Origin of the sequence: Rhodococcus sp. ARC_M12 (assembly GCF_022810385.1) — a bacterium.
Lineage (GTDB): Bacteria > Actinomycetota > Actinomycetes > Mycobacteriales > Mycobacteriaceae > Rhodococcoides > Rhodococcoides navarretei.
Genome location: NZ_JALGQI010000004.1, coordinates 115,530 through 130,049 on the forward strand (window position 1 = coordinate 115,530; position 14,520 = coordinate 130,049).

General features: G+C 65.4%; 15 protein-coding genes. 9 read left to right on the plus strand and 6 right to left on the minus strand.

The annotated features are described in order from the left end of the window. A complete protein-coding gene (locus tag MTX35_RS07185; protein WP_243594312.1) occupies positions 1-540 on the minus strand; it encodes a tRNA adenosine deaminase-associated protein in 540 nt (179 codons plus the stop codon). 63 nt (positions 541-603) lie between these two features. Here MTX35_RS07185 and MTX35_RS07190 point away from each other — a divergent pair, with 63 nt between their 5' ends. Next, positions 604-1,575 (plus strand): prephenate dehydrogenase, encoded by a 972-nt coding sequence (locus MTX35_RS07190; protein WP_279395751.1) that lies wholly within the window; start codon positions 604-606, stop codon positions 1,573-1,575. Here MTX35_RS07190 and MTX35_RS07195 read toward each other — a convergent pair. Next, positions 1,548-2,063: a putative glycolipid-binding domain-containing protein gene (locus MTX35_RS07195; RefSeq protein WP_243594438.1), complete on the minus strand. Its 516-nt coding sequence runs from the start codon at positions 2,061-2,063 to the stop codon at positions 1,548-1,550. The two genes, MTX35_RS07190 and MTX35_RS07195, sit on opposite strands and share 28 nt — an antisense overlap. Before the next feature lie 188 nt (positions 2,064-2,251). Between MTX35_RS07195 and MTX35_RS07200 the strand changes: the two genes are divergently transcribed. After that, entirely contained in the window at positions 2,252-2,593 is a 342-nt protein-coding gene (locus MTX35_RS07200) for a hypothetical protein (RefSeq protein WP_243594314.1), read from the plus strand. Here MTX35_RS07200 and MTX35_RS07205 read toward each other — a convergent pair. Together MTX35_RS07205 and MTX35_RS07210 are read right to left on the minus strand one after the other, a co-directional pair. Beyond that, positions 2,590-4,413 carry an ABC transporter ATP-binding protein gene (locus tag MTX35_RS07205; protein ID WP_243594315.1) on the minus strand — a complete coding sequence of 608 codons (1,824 nt, stop codon included), beginning with the start codon at positions 4,411-4,413 and terminating at the stop codon, positions 2,590-2,592. The genes MTX35_RS07200 and MTX35_RS07205 overlap by 4 nt on opposite strands. Next, entirely contained in the window at positions 4,406-6,199 is a 1,794-nt protein-coding gene (locus tag MTX35_RS07210; RefSeq protein ID WP_243594316.1) for an ABC transporter ATP-binding protein, read from the minus strand. Before MTX35_RS07210 ends, MTX35_RS07205 begins: the two co-directional genes overlap by 8 nt. Before the next feature lie 255 nt (positions 6,200-6,454). On the opposite strand from MTX35_RS07210, the gene MTX35_RS07215 reads away from it, so the two are divergent. The 5 genes from MTX35_RS07215 (at position 6,455) to MTX35_RS07235 (ending at position 10,268) form a co-directional block, all read left to right on the plus strand. Continuing rightward, positions 6,455-7,603, plus strand: coding sequence for a DNA cytosine methyltransferase (locus MTX35_RS07215; RefSeq protein WP_243594439.1), 1,149 nt, complete (start codon positions 6,455-6,457; stop codon positions 7,601-7,603). After that, positions 7,600-8,016 (plus strand): very short patch repair endonuclease, encoded by a 417-nt coding sequence (locus MTX35_RS07220; RefSeq protein WP_243594317.1) that lies wholly within the window; start codon positions 7,600-7,602, stop codon positions 8,014-8,016. The genes MTX35_RS07215 and MTX35_RS07220 overlap by 4 nt, the downstream gene beginning before the upstream one ends. A 63-nt stretch (positions 8,017-8,079) precedes the next feature. Then, a complete protein-coding gene (locus tag MTX35_RS07225; RefSeq protein ID WP_243594318.1) occupies positions 8,080-9,108 on the plus strand; it encodes a hypothetical protein in 1,029 nt (342 codons plus the stop codon). Positions 9,109-9,117: 9 nt separating this feature from the next. Further along, a complete protein-coding gene (locus MTX35_RS07230) occupies positions 9,118-9,807 on the plus strand; it encodes a DUF998 domain-containing protein (protein WP_243594319.1) in 690 nt (229 codons plus the stop codon). Next, the gene (locus MTX35_RS07235) at positions 9,783-10,268 is read left to right on the plus strand and encodes a GAF domain-containing protein (protein WP_243594320.1); all 486 of its coding nucleotides are present in this window, start codon (positions 9,783-9,785) and stop codon (positions 10,266-10,268) included. The genes MTX35_RS07230 and MTX35_RS07235 overlap by 25 nt, the downstream gene beginning before the upstream one ends. Here the strand turns inward: MTX35_RS07235 and MTX35_RS07240 are convergent. Continuing rightward, positions 10,265-11,914 (minus strand): dihydroxyacetone kinase family protein, encoded by a 1,650-nt coding sequence (locus MTX35_RS07240; protein WP_243594321.1) that lies wholly within the window; start codon positions 11,912-11,914, stop codon positions 10,265-10,267. The genes MTX35_RS07235 and MTX35_RS07240 overlap by 4 nt on opposite strands. 65 nt (positions 11,915-11,979) lie before the next feature. Between MTX35_RS07240 and MTX35_RS07245 the strand changes: the two genes are divergently transcribed. Together MTX35_RS07245 and MTX35_RS07250 are read left to right on the plus strand one after the other, a co-directional pair. Continuing rightward, entirely contained in the window at positions 11,980-12,531 is a 552-nt protein-coding gene (locus MTX35_RS07245; protein ID WP_243594322.1) for a YceI family protein, read from the plus strand. Positions 12,532-12,569: 38 nt separating this feature from the next. Then, the gene (locus MTX35_RS07250) at positions 12,570-13,304 is read left to right on the plus strand and encodes an SIMPL domain-containing protein (RefSeq protein ID WP_243594323.1); all 735 of its coding nucleotides are present in this window, start codon (positions 12,570-12,572) and stop codon (positions 13,302-13,304) included. A gap of 101 nt (positions 13,305-13,405) precedes the next feature. On the opposite strand, the gene MTX35_RS07255 is transcribed toward MTX35_RS07250, so the two are convergent. Next, positions 13,406-14,515, minus strand: a complete 1,110-nt coding sequence (locus tag MTX35_RS07255; RefSeq protein WP_243594324.1) for a CaiB/BaiF CoA-transferase family protein — start codon at positions 14,513-14,515, stop codon at positions 13,406-13,408. Positions 14,516-14,520: the final 5 nt, after the last annotated feature.

The window sequence follows — 14,520 nt, forward strand, 5'->3', positions numbered from 1 at the left end:
TTACCGCCGCAGCTTGTTCACCGCTGCGGCGAACTCGCTTTCGAAGCCCAGCCGTTCGGCGATGGACTGCAGCTGCTCGTCCGGGTAGTCGTCGGTCTCGGCGACGATGATGCCGAGCACGGCCTCGGGGAGTCCGAGGTCGGCCAGCAAGGCAAGGTCGCCCTCTTCGTAGGGTTCGATGTCGTCGAGTTCGTCGGGGTCGACGTCCGGGATCTCGATGTTCAACGCGTCGAGAACGTCCGCGGCAATTTCGTAGTCCACGGCGGCGACCGCGTCGGACAGCAGGAGGCGGGTGCCGTTCGGTGCGGGACGCAGGATGACGAAGAATTCCTCGTCCACGTCGAGCAGTCCGAACACTGCTCCCGAGCTGCGCAGTTCACGCAGTTCGGTCTCTGCCGCCGACAGGCTGGTCAGTGCATCGTCGGACAGCGGCGTCACGGTCCACTTGCCGTCCTCTCGGACAACTGCAACGCCGAATCCCTCGAGGTCGTCGTATTCCGGTGCGGATGCGCGGTTGTTGTTCGCGCGCTGTGCGGCCATGCGCGCAACGGTAGTCCGGTAGGGGCCGGTATTCGAAGTCCACCTCCCATCGACGGCACCCACCTGTGCCAATCTGATCGGGTGACTTCTTCCTCGGTGTGCGTTCTCGGTCTCGGACTGATCGGCGGGTCGATCCTGCGCGCCGCGCACGATGCCGGGCGGCCGGTGTGGGGCTGGAACCGATCGGCCGACGCGATCGCCGGTGCTGGGGCCGACGGCTACGACGTGGGCACCGACCTGACAGCCGCGCTGAGCAGGGCCGCAGCGCACGACGCGTTGATCGTCGTCGCCGTCCCGATGCCCGCCGTGGACTCGGTTCTGGCTGCCATCGCCGAGCATGCGCCTGCTGCCCCGATCACCGACGTCGTCAGTGTGAAGGCCGAGGTCGCCGCCGCGGTGGCCGCTCGCGGACTACAGGCCCGCTACGTCGGTGGGCATCCGATGGCGGGCACCAATCAGTCGGGGTGGTCGGCCACCGATCCGACACTGTTCGTCGACGCGGTGTGGGTGGTTGCCACGGATCCCGGGGTCGATGCCGACGTATGGGTCCGGGTGGCCCAGCTCGCCCTCGACTGCGGTTCGGTGGTGGTTCCGGCCGAGAGCGTCGAGCACGATCGAGCCGTCGCCAGAATCTCGCACCTTCCGCATCTGCTGGCCGAGGCCCTGGCAATGGTGGGAGCGGCGGGCGGACCGCTGGCCCTGGGCCTGGCTGCGGGCTCCTTCAGGGACGGGACGCGGGTGGCGTCGTCGTCGCCGAATCTCGTCCGGGCGATGACCGAGGGCAACGCCGCCGCTCTGCGCACCGCGCTGGACGAGGCACTGGCCGCGCTCACTGCCGCGCGGGAAGAACTGAACGAAGGCTCGACGAAAACCCTGGTCGACGCCGGGAACGCAGCGCGCCTGCAGTACGAGCAGCATCAGCGCTTCGAGATCACCGACATCACCCCGGGCGAGCCGGAGTGGCGGGAAGAACTGCAGGACGCGGGTCGACGCGGTGGCGTCGTACGTCAGATCCGCTCGGCCAGCCCCGGGTAGTCGAGAACGAAGCCGTCGGCATCGACCGTGACCGACGACGTCGACACCGGTGAGATGACGTGGATGCCCTCGGAACCGCTGCTGTAGGTCAGCGTGGCCTCTTGGATGCTGAGGTCGAGCAGGTTCACGTACACCGTCGGCACCTCGAGGTCCTGGACCTGGGTGTGCAGACCGAATCGGCGGATCGGCAGTGTGTTGAAGAAGGGGCTGAGCACCATGTCGACGTCGAGCGCGCCGCTGTAGGTCGAGCGCTGGTGGCTGGCGCTGTTCTCGACCATCCAGTAGCCCTCGTCGTCGCGGCTGACGGAGGCCTGCCGGTCGCCGGACGCGAGCGAGGTGCGGACCGAGAGCCGCTTGGTGACGCCGTATTCGTCGGTCACCAGGTCGTATGACGCGCTGAAGGCGGGGTGATCGCTGCACGCGGCACCGATGATGCGTCCGGCAGCCTTGATGCGGTTGCCCGCGAGCTGGACCCGCACGGACTCCATGCGGGGAACGTCGTGCGCTCGCCACGTCAGGATCGACGGCCAGGTTTTCGCGTCTGTGGAGTCGGTCGCGGGGATGGATACATGCTCTGCACCCGATGCTTGAGTGATCACCCACCTACGGTAGGCGACGAGGCCCCCAGAAGATCAAGCGGACGTGCCTTTTCTCGCAGTTCATTAAGGTTGTGCCCGTGACGACAGAGAACACCGGCGGCGGGCAGTTCGATTTCGCGCACTCCGAGCAGGCCGCGAAGAGTCGACAGGACAAGGCGACGGCCCTGGCGCGCTACGTGTGGGATCGCGGCATCACCGGTGCCGAGCTCCTCGACCTCACCGACACCGTTCGCCGAAAGCTGGCCCGCGCTGCCGACCTGCACCCACCGAGCACGATGGAGACGTGGACCATCGTGGCCGAGTTGCTCGACCGTAAGTCCGCATGGGCGGCCGAACACCCGGGCCACGACGGTGCGACGCCCCAGCACGTGGACGAGAAGATCATGTGGGTCAAGCCGCCGATCACCCCGTGGACTTAGACGAGCGAGTCTTCCCACGCCTCGTGTAGATGCGCGAAGCGTCCCTCGCCCGCGATGAGGTCCTCGGGCGTTCCGTCCTCGACGATGTCGCCGTCGGCCATGACCAGTACCCGATCCGCAATCGCCACCGTCGAGAGTCGGTGCGCGATGATCAGCGCCGTCCGGCCCTGCAGGATGGTCTCGAGCGCGCGCTGCACCAGCCGCTCGCTCGGGATGTCCAGACTCGAGGTCGCCTCGTCCAGCACGATCACCGACGGTGCCGCGAGGAACACCCGCGCGAAGGCCACCAATTGCCTTTGGCCCGAGGACAATCGGCCACCGCGCTTGCGTACGTCGGTGTCGATTCCCTCCGGCAGCGAGGCGATGAACTCCGCCAGCCCGACGGCGTCCGCAGCGGCCTGCACCTCCGCATCGGTCGCCGTGGGACGTCCGAGTCGGATGTTGTCTGCGACCGATCCGGAGAACAGGAACGACTCCTGCGTCACCATCACGACGTTGCGACGCAGGTCCTCGTCACCGATCTCCCGCATGTCGACGCCGTCGAGGCGGACGGCTCCGGCCGTCGGATCGTAGAAGCGCGCCAACAGCTTTGCCAGTGTCGACTTGCCTGCTCCGGTGGCTCCGACCATCGCGACCACCTGTCCTGCGGGTACGTGCAGCGAGAATTCCGGCAGCACGACGCGTTCCGAACCGTAGGAGAAGTGGACGTCGTCGAACGTGATGTCGCCCTTCGCCGTTCCGATCGATACCGGGTTCTTCGGGGCAATCACCGACGGTTCTTCCTCGAGTACCCCGGAGATCTTCTCCAGCGCAGCCGCGGCCGACTGGTAGGCGTTGAACACCATCGCCAGCTCGTCGAGTGGCCCGTAGAACCGGCGTAGATACAGCACGTAGGCCGCGAGTACGCCGATATCCATGTGGCCGTTGATCACTCGCCAGCTACCGAACACCAGGATGATCGCGAGCGTGACGTTGCCGATCCACCGCACGATGCCGGTGTAGCTCGCCATACCGCGCAGCGCTGCGGTGGTGGCGTCCCGATACTCCGAATCCTCGGTGTTCAGAATGGCATCGTTGCGGCCCTCACGCCGGAACACCTGCACCGCGCGGATGCCGCCCATGGACTCGACGAAGTGCACCACGACGCGTGCGATCGCCACCCGTGTTCGACGGTATCCCTGGCGTTGTCGCCGCTGCGACCATCGCGTGACGAGCACCAGCGGAACGAATCCGGCCAGCACGATCATCGCCATCGGCACGTCGAGGTACACCAGGATGATCGCGATCGACACCATCGACAGGATGGCCGTCAGAGCATCGTTGAGCGCGCTCTCGAGCAGTGTCTGCAGAGATTCAACATCGCTGGTCAGTCGCGAGATCAGCCGTCCCGAGGTGTAATTCTCGTGGAAGGACAGACTCAGCTTCTGGGCATGGTCGAACACCCGTCCGCGCAGGTCGTACAGGATGTTCTGGCTCAGTCGGCCGGAGACGGTGAGAAATGCGTAGGTGGTCAACATCCCGAGCAGACCGAAGCCGGTGTAACCGCCGACAGCCCACAGCATGGGACCCCAATCACCCTGTCCCGCAGCGCCGACGCCGTTGTCCAGCGCGTACGCGATGAACAACGGACCGGCAACGTACGTGATGTTGTCGACCAGAATGATCAGGAAAGACAGCAGGGCCTGCTTCTTGTACGGGCGCACCAGCGAGGCGAGCAACCGACGAGAACGTCCGGCCAGCACCAGGTTTCCGGTGGCGTCGACCTCGGTCTCCTCGCCGCCGACGCCACGCCAATCCGCAACTGCGGTCTGCTCAGCCATGGACCGACCCCATCACCTCGCGGTACCGCGGCGACGACGCCAGCAGTCCCTCGTGTGTTCCCTGCTCCACGATTGTTCCGTTCTCGAGATAGAGCACGCGGTCGGCCAACGCAGCGGTCGACGGCCGGTGTGCCACCAGCACTGTCGTCGAGTGCGCCAACACGCGCCGCAATTCCTTCTGCACCTTTGCCTCGGTGTCCACGTCGAGCGCGGACAGCGGGTCGTCGAGCACCAATACCCGAGGCTTGCCCAGCACCGCCCGCGCCAGCGCAAGCCGCTGCCGCTGCCCGCCGGACAGACTCATGCCCTGCTCACCGATACGAGTGGCCAGACCCCAGGGCAGCTGCTCGACGAAATCCGTTGCGTGCGCGATCTCCAAGGCCTCGGCGATCTCGGCATCGGATGCGCCGGGCGAACCGAGCGCAATGTTCTCGCGCGCACTGGCCGAGAACAACACCGGATCCTCGAACGCCACCGTGACGATCGAGCGGAGATCGGCCAACCGCATCGAGGCCACGTCGATGCCGTCGATGGTGATGGATCCCTCGGTGGCGTCGAACAGACGGGGTACGAGGTTTGTCAGCGCCGTCTTTCCACTGCCGGTATTGCCGACGAGTGCGACGGTCTCCCCCGGCTCGACAACGAAGCTGACGCCGGTGAGAAGCGGCGAGGACGCGTCGGGAAAGGTGAATCCGACGCGATCGAATTGCACTCGGCCACGGATTCTTTCGGGCAATTCGACGGGGTCGACCGGATCGGTCACGGTCTCGGGAGTGTCCATGATTTCCCAGTAGCGATCTGCTGCCGTGCGTGCATTGTTCAGCTCGGCCAGCAGGTAGCCGAACGATTCGATCGGCCACAGCAGGAAGGCGACGATGGCGATCGCCGCGACCAACGTGCCGACCGTCATCGTGCCCTGCACGATCGAGTACGTCCCCACGGCCAGAATCGCGCCGATGGTGATCGGTTGCAGCCCGACGATGACGGCCCAGATGATCGCGAGGTAGCGCACCTTCTTCAGCTCGGTCCCGCGCAGAGTACGAGCCTGCCGCAGAAACTGCTTGCCCAGGTGCGCACTTCGCCCGAAGGCCTTGAGGACGCGGATACCCTGGATGGATTCCTCGACCGTCGTCGTGACGTCGCCCGCCTGATCCTGAGCCTCACGGGCCACGACGCGATACAGCGTCTCGAACTTTGTGCAGGCGATCAGCAGCGGTATCGACGTCACGAGCATGATCAGCCCCAATTGCCAGGACTGCACCAGCAATACGCCGATACCCACCACGAGCGTCACCGAGTTGATGATGATGAACGGGCCGATGAAGGCCATGAACCGCCGCAGCGAACCGAGATCTGCAATGGCACGCGAGAGCAGCTGACCCGATTCCCAGCTCTCGTGAGCCGAGACCGACAGTCGCTGCAGCTTGTCGAATACCGTTGCGCGCGCCGATATCTCGAATTGGCTCGACGGGCGGGAGACCAGATAGCGGCGAACCCAGATGCCGACTGCGTCGATGGTGCCGAGTAGCAGGACGAACGCCGCGGGCCACCAGACGGCAGAGAAGTTGCGGTCGGTGATGGGGCCGTCGATGACGCGTTGCATCACCAGCGGAATCACCAGACCGGTCATGGTCGCGATCAACGAGACCACTATGGAGCCGATGTAGAACCACTTGTACGGCAGCAGAAACGGCGCGAAACGACGCAGTGAGCTGGGCGGCTTCGCGGTGTCCGGGTACGACTGATCGAGGGTTCGGGTTTCGGGATCGAGCACACCCGTAGACACAGGTTCTTCTCCTTATTGCTGTGCTCGCATGATTTCATTGCACAGGCTCAGTTTCCAACCGATTTTTCGGCCCTCGCATTCCAGTGTGAAACCTCGAGCACGGTCGAGGTCAAGCGCGACTACCGTCGATGTCCACAATTTGTGCCCGCCCACGGCATCCCGCTTCTGGGCACAAATAGTGGACACTCAGCGCACCGACTCTCGAGTACCGTAGGGCCGTCGGGCGAGAGAAGGGCACACGTGAGCGCACGGTCTATGGTCGGGTTGTTCGCGGGGATCGGCGGGCTCGAGCTGGGGTTGGCCGACGCAGGGTGGACGACGCAGTTGCTGTGCGAGATCGATCCCGGTGCCGGAGCCGTCCTACGAGCGCGGATGCCCGAGATACCCCTGCACACCGACGTCACCACTCTCCGAAGCCTGCCCGCCGACACCGAACTCGTCGCCGCGGGCTTCCCGTGCCAGGACCTCTCCCAGGCCGGCCGCACGGCAGGCATCACCGGTGCCCGTTCCGGGCTGGTGGACGAGGTGTTTCGGCTGGTCTCGCGCCGACGCGGTCCGCGGTGGCTGCTGATGGAGAACGTGCCGTTCATGCTGCAGCTCGGCCGCGGGGCCGCCATGCGACACATCACCGACGCGCTCGAGGACCTCGGCTACATGTGGGCCTACCGCGTAGTCGACGCCCGTGCGTTCGGTTTGCCGCAGCGTCGGCAGCGGGTGGTGATGCTGGCCTCGCGCACCGACGATCCGCGCGAGGTGCTGTTCGCGCAGGATGCCGGCCCGCTGCCCGACGGCGACCCGAGCACCCAGCCGTGCGGCTTCTACTGGACCGAGGGCATTCGCGGCCTGGGCTGGGCCGTCAATGCGGTCCCGACCCTCAAGGGCGGATCCTCGCTGGGCATCGCCAGTCCCCCGGCCGTTCGGCTGCCTTCGGGGGAGATCGTCACTCCCGGCATCATCGGGGCCGAGCGTCTGCAGGGCTTCGATCCGGAGTGGACTCTGCCCGCCGTCCAGCAGCCGGGCGTCCGCAGTGGGCATCGGTGGAAGCTCGTCGGCAACGCCGTCAGTGTGCGGATGGCGTCATGGGCGGCGAGCGCATTGGACGATCCCAAGCCGTACGACGCCTCGAACAATCCGGCTCTTCTTCCCGGGCAGGCCTGGCCGACAGCGGCGTGGGGCCGTGATCGCACCAGCTACCGGGTCGCCGTGTCGACCATGCCGGTGCACGAGCCCTACGAGGATCTGATCGGCTTTCTGGACGACTCGAAACTGCTGTCGGCACGGGCAACGGCCGGTTTTCTCAAGCGCGCCCGAGCCGGCAGCCTGCGTTTCGCCCCAGGATTTCTCGACGACCTCGACGCCCACCTCGAGCGCATGGGCGGGTACGCCGATCGGGTTCCGGTGTGAGCGCAGACCGGCCCGCCACCGACGCCAGAACCAGTGCGCGGTTGAGCAAGCAGAAACGTCGCGACACCAAACCCGAGGTGGCGCTGCGGCAAGCGCTGCACCGACGAGGCCTGCGCTACTTCGTCGATCGCGCGCCGCTGAAGGGCATGCGGCGTCGGGCAGATCTGGTCTTTCCCAAACGCAAAGTCGCGGTCTACGTCGACGGCTGCTTCTGGCACAGCTGCCCGGTGCACGCCACCAAACCCCGCAACAACGCGCAGTGGTGGGCCGACAAATTGGCGGCCAACGTCGCACGCGATCGTGATACCGACGAGAAGCTGCTCGCGGAGGGCTGGCGCGTGGTGCGCATCTGGGAACACGAGGACCCCGCTATCGCCGCCGATCGCGTCGAGAACGAACTCCACGGAGACTGAAACCTTTTCCCGTCCCCGCGCGTCCAACCCCATGATCGGTTGATTCGAGTTCGGGGGAAAACGGTGCGTAGAAATTGGTTGCTCGCGGCTGTAGCGCTGGCGGTGTCCGTATCGACGAGTGGATGCGCGGTGGTCCTGCTGGGTAACGCGTCCTCGGCGGGCGGTTCTCCGCCGCAGAACCGGTACGGGTTCGAGATGTCCGAGGCGGACCGGTACCTCACGGATTCGGCAGAATTCGTACGCAGCCTCGACCCTTGCGGCTTTCTCGCCGAAGACGATCTCGCCGCCCTGGGCACAGTGGTGCAGCTGCGGCCCGATGGCGAGTTGAGCACGTGCATCGCCGACCTGGCCACCGAGCGATCGAGCGTCACCGACTCCGTCACGATCGACCTGGACGGAATTCGGCCGATGCAGGACGACGCCGACCTCGAACAGATCACGATCGGCGGCGAGCAGGTATATCTCGACGAAATTTCGGAAGGACTGTGTCGCATCAGCTTTCCTATCCGCGACGAGTTCGACACGCCCACCTCAGGGCCCACCGAGTCGGGCCGCAGCTTCGCCATGATCGACGTGTCTCGCGCTGACGACGACGCGTGCACCGCGGCGAAACCCCTCGCCGAGACAGCCCTCGGCCTGCTGGCCGACCCACCCCTACGCGTCGATTCCAAGTACAACCTTCCGCTGGCCACGAAAGATCCGTGCAGCGTCCTCGAACACTTACCCGCAACCTGGACGGTGGACCGATGGAACCCCACCTCGGATCCGTACCACTGCCACTTCATGGTGTCCTCGACAAAGTTCGAGGACACACTGGCCATGCTCGACGTCGAACTCACCTACGTCGACAGCGCTCTTCGTTCGACCGAGAGTGAACCCGTCCAGCAGGGCGGCTACACCGTGAGCACACGCGGCTCGGACTCGGCGTGCTTCGCGGACGTAGTGCTGGGCAACCCTGTACTCTGTATGCCCGAGACGGAAAACTCCGCCGCGCGGTACGCCCGCACGGTTCCCGCACTGTCCGTCTCGACCGATAGCTGCGACTCCGCGGTCGCACTGGCGGTGGCAGCTGCCGATGTGCTCACTGGCTAACCTTGGTCGGTGCGTTCGAGAACTGAAGGCGTGGACATCCGCCGCGTCGCAGCGGCGATCTGCTTGATTCTCGCCGGACTGCTGTATTCCGCGTGGGTGGCCGAGTTCTTCCTCGACACCGGTCTAGACCCAGCCACGTCGTTCCTCAGCGAACTCGACGCCCGCGATCAGCCGTACCGCGAACTCTTCTCCACTGCAGACGTCGTCACCGGCTCGCTGATGATTCTCGCCGCGGTTCTCGGCTTCCTGGCAACCCCGCGTCGACGGCTTTTCGTCACCGGCTGGGTGGCGTCGGGCATCTTCGGTATCGCGACCATCGCCGACGCGAAACTCCCCCTCGAGTGTGTGGCGGCCGACGATCCGAGTTGCCCGATCGAGCCGAGCGGATTGTTTCCGCAGCTTCATCATCTGCACGCACTCACCAGCACCGTCGCAGTGTTCGCGATCTTCACGGTCATGGTCGCGTTCACGCTCGCCGCGTTCCGTTATGGGGTCTATCCCCTGCTTCGGACGCTCGGTGTCGCGGTACTGGCTGTCACGACGCTGGCCACCGCGTGGCTGCTGATCGCCGACAATCTGCCCGGCGACTACGGCCTCGGCATCGCGCAACGGGTTCAGGTGGGCGGCATGTCGGCGTATCTGGTGGTGCTGGGGTGTGCGCTTAGACTCGGCGCATGTCTTTCACCACGACCGAACTGACCGGTTCCAAGGTAGAGCAGTACGAGCAGCTCACCGAGCAGGCCCGTGGCCTCGTATACGAGGAATCGAACCTGATCGCCAACGCAGCCAATCTTTCTGCGCTGGTGTATCACGCTCTGCCCGAGGTCAATTGGGTCGGCTTCTACCTGTTCGACGGCACCGAACTGGTGGTCGGGCCGTTTCAGGGGCAGCCTGCCTGCGTGCGCATCGCCCTGGACAAGGGCGTCTGTGGCGCGGCGGCGGCCACCCGCGAAACACAGCGAGTGGCCGATGTCCACGCCTTCCCCGGCCACATCGCGTGCGACGCCGACACTCGCTCCGAGGTGGTCGTACCGCTGTACCAGGGCGAGACCCTGATCGGTGTGTTCGATCTGGACAGCCCCGTGCCGGACCGCTTCGACGCCGACGATCAGGCCGGCCTCGAAGCGGTCGCCGCGGTGTTCGTCAACTCGCTCGGCTAGAGGGCACCTGCTGCGGCCTCGAAGAACCAGGCCAAGACCAGCGCACCCGGATCCACGACGCCTCGCGCGGCCTCACCGACATAGCTGGCGCGGCCGCGGTTGGCGGTGATGTCCTTCGTCGATTCGGCTCCGGTCTTCGCGGCGTCGGCTGCATTCTGCAGGGTGCCGCCGTCCTTCTCGAGCGCATCGACGGCAGGGGCGATGGCGTCGACCATCGTCTTGTCGCCCACCCGTGCGCCACCGAGTTCGGTGATGCTGTCGAGGCCCGCCCTGGCGGCCTTTCCGACAGCCGCGAGATCGGGCTCGGATTCCAGCATCGTCCGATAGAACTGGCGGAACCAGATGCCGAACAGCGCGCCCGACGTCCCGCCCGCGTGCCCCAGGTAGGCCTCGCTCACTGCCTCGAATACCGTTGCTGCCGAGTAGTTTTCCTTGACGGCGTCCAGATCGAGTTGTTCGAGGGCGGCCACCATGTTGGTGCCGAAGTCACCGTCGCCTGCCTTGCGGTCCAAGTCGGTCAGGGCCGGTTCTTCGTCCAGCACCCGCTGAACCCACGTCCCGATCCACGTCGACACGAACGCCGATACCGCCCCGGTGTCGGAGGGCTCGAAGGTGGGTCCGAATCCGCCGCGTTCGGCCACCGGTTTCGCGCCACGACTGTGAGCGTTGGGCCAGCCGGGTGCGTCGGTGGGCGCGTCCCAGAGTTCGAGCATCTCGTCGTCGGCACGCACGAGGGTGATCGAGGCACCGCCCATGTTCAATGCGGTGACGAAACTGCCGACGAGCGAGCGGGATATCTCGATCCCTTTGCCGTGCAGGTACTCCGAGAGTTCACCGAACAACAGGTGCAGCTCCAACGGGTGCGTTGCCCCGAGCCCGTTGACGATCGCGATCACCGATTCGCCCGAGTTCAATCCGAGCGAGTTCACGATGGGATCGGTCAGTTTCGCGACGATCTCCTGAGCAGGCAGACCGGGCACGCGATCGGTTCCGCGCTCTCCGTGTATCCCGATGCCCAGTTCGATTTCTTCCTTGGGCAAATCGAACGAAGGTCCGTCGGCACCCGGTAGCGTCGGCGGGTCGAGCGCGACCGCCATGCTGCGTGCGTTCTCCGCTGTTCGACGCCCAAGCGCGACTATCGCCTGCAGGCTGTCTCCGCGTTCTGCCGCTGCGCCGCACACCTTCTCGACAACGATGGTCGCTGCGGTGCCGCGTCGACCGGGTCCGTCCTCACTCTCGCTGGCCACGTCGTCGTCGACGAGAACGACGTCAGCGACGATGCCGTCCTCCTGCAACAACTCTCGGGCGATCCTGAAGTTCATCACATCGCCGGTGTAGTTCTTGACGATGTGCACTACCCCGCCGCCGGCGTCCACGGCCTTGGACGCCTCGTGCACCTGGAGGGCGTTGGGTGAGGTGAACACCAAGCCCGGGCATGCGCCGGTCAGCATGCCGCGACCGATGAATCCGGCGTGCAATGGCTCGTGGCCGGACCCGCCACCGGACAGCAGGGCGACCTGACCGTCGGAGATGCGGTAGCGCCGGGTCAGAAATCCGGGGTCGGCATGCCAGGTGACGTCGTCGGTGGCGGCGACGAAACCGCGGAGGGCGTCGGCGACAAATGTTCGAGGGGAATTGGAGAACATGACTCCACCCTAACCACCTGCGCCGCGTCCCTTCGTCGGTTCTGCGGGACGGATACAGTCGGGGCATGACTACCGAGACCTGGACGCTCGACGCATCGGCCGGCGGGCAGCTGGCCGTTCGGACGGATGTCACCGGAAAGGCATCCAAGATGGGCCATCGTCTCACGATTGCGGTGACATCCTGGACTGCGACAGTCGAGTGGTCCGGGGACGCACCTGCCGCGGTGTCCCTGACAGCCGAGGTCGGCTCACTCGAGGTGATCCACGGCGAGGGCGGACTGACACCGTTGATCGGGCCGGAGAAGATCGTGGCAAAAGCCAACGCGCTCAAGACCTTCGATGCCGATCGATATCCAACCATTCGATTCCAGTCGTCGGAAGTTACTTCTGCCGACTCCGGGTTTCGACTGGTCGGTACGGCCGAAATACACGGTGTCTCGAGGGAGATCGCGGTGGATGTGACCGCCACCGACCTCGGCGATCGATGGCACATCGAGTCCGAAACCACTGTGCGGCAATCTGATTACAAGATCACGCCGTATTCGCAGATGTTCGGAGCCATGAAAGTGGTGGACGAGGTGATCGTGACGTTCGACGCCGAGTATCGCAAGCCCTGAGCCTTTTCAATTCACCTGCAATGGTGGACACTACGGCGGTGAGTCGAAATCGTTGGATGACCGGATCGTGCGTCTCGGCCCTGGCGCTGGCCGCAGCCCTGACAGCGGGTTGCAGCAGTCCAGCGACCACGTCCCCGGACGGACCTCCCGGAGTGAACGTCAACGGAGTGGGAGAAGTCCAGGGAGCGCCGGATACGTTGACCACCCAGATCGGCGTTCAGGCCACGGCCGAGGACGTCACCGCCGCCATCGAACAAGCCAATACTGCGGTCGCCGAGGTGACGGACGCGGTGATCGCAGCCGGCGTCGCGCGCGAGGACATCCGGACTCAACAGGTGTCGATCGATCCGCAGTACTCCGGCGCGCTGCCGGGCGGCACCTCGGACATTTCCGGATATCAGGCCACCAACACCCTGCAGGTCACGGTGCGTGACTTGTCGACGGCATCCACAGTCCTGGGCGACGCCACCTCGGCCGGCGGAAACGCGACCCGGATCTCCGGGGTCTCGTTCGAGATCGACGACGATTCCGAGCTGATCACCGATGCGCGGTCCAGGGCCTTCGCCGATGCCCGCGATCGCGCCGAGCAGTACGCCACGCTTTCAGGCGGCGAACTCGGTGACGTTCTGTCGATCACGGAGTCGATCACCGGCCAGGAGCAACCGAGGACGTTCGGCGATTCCGCCGCCAGTTCGTTCGACATGGCGGTGCCCATCGAACCGGGGCAGCAGACCGTCAGTGTGTCCGTCCAGGTGAAGTGGGCGTTGAACTAGCGGAGTGAGTTGCTGCCGCTGCAACGGTTGCTCCACTGAAGTGGTTGCAGACGGGGATTCGCCGACTCACGCCCCGGAGTGGAGCGAAAGTTGCAGGTCGACTATCCGGCTTGCGGTGGCGGCAAGCGATAGTTCACCGGCGTCGCCGAGAAGTCCACCGGATTGCGGACGCCGTCGGACGCGGCTCCCGGAACCTGGACCCGCGGTTCGAGCCCCAGCGATTCCGCGAACGCGAACGCCTCCTCGATGGAATTGACCGGGCCCGCGGGAACGTTGCGGGCCATCAGTTCTCGATACCATTCGTCGGCGGTACGCGTCTGCAGCGCCGAGTTCAGGATGTCGACCAGCAGGTCTCGATGTTCGACGCGAGCAGAGTTGGACGAGAAGCGTTCGTCCGTAGCCAATTCCGGGATTTTCAGTACGTCCGTCAGCTCCGAGAATTGCCGATCGTTTCCCACCGCCAGCGCCAGCGGGCGATCGGCGGTCTCGAACACCTCGTACGGCACGAGCGAGGGATGCTTGTTCCCCATCGGGACGGGCACGACGCCTGCTCCGAGATAGGCCGACGACTGGTTGCTCAACGCGGACAGCACCGACGCCATCAGCGAGGTGTGTACCTGCTGGCCCGCACCGGTGTTCGTTCGATGATGCAGTGCGGCAAGGATTCCGCTGAGCGCATGCAGTCCGGTGACGATGTCGACCATCGCCACACCCACTTTCGTGGGAGACGAGGCATCGGAACCGGTGACGCTCATCAACCCGCCGACCGCCTGGACCACCAGGTCGTATCCCGGCAGCGCTGCACCTCCACCGGTGCCGAATCCGGTGATCGAGCAGTAGATCAGACCGGGGTTCGTGTGCGAGAGCGTCGAGTAACCCAGCCCCAGCCGGTCCATCGCACCGGCTCGGAAGTTCTCGATCAGGATGTCCGAACCAGCGACGATCTCACGTGCCTCGGCGCAGCCGGCCTCGGACTGCAGGTCGATGACACGAGAGGTCTTGTTGCGGTTGACGGAGTTGAAATACGTTGCTGTACCTGCGGAGTCGTACGGCGGACCCCACGATCGAGTGTCGTCACCGATTCCGGGTCGCTCGATCTTGATGACCTCGGCACCCATGTCGCCGAGCATCATCGTCGCGTACGGCCCTGCGAGTACGCGCGAGAAATCCGCGACGACGAGCCCTGCGAGTGGACCGGTGGCATTCGTCATCGGTC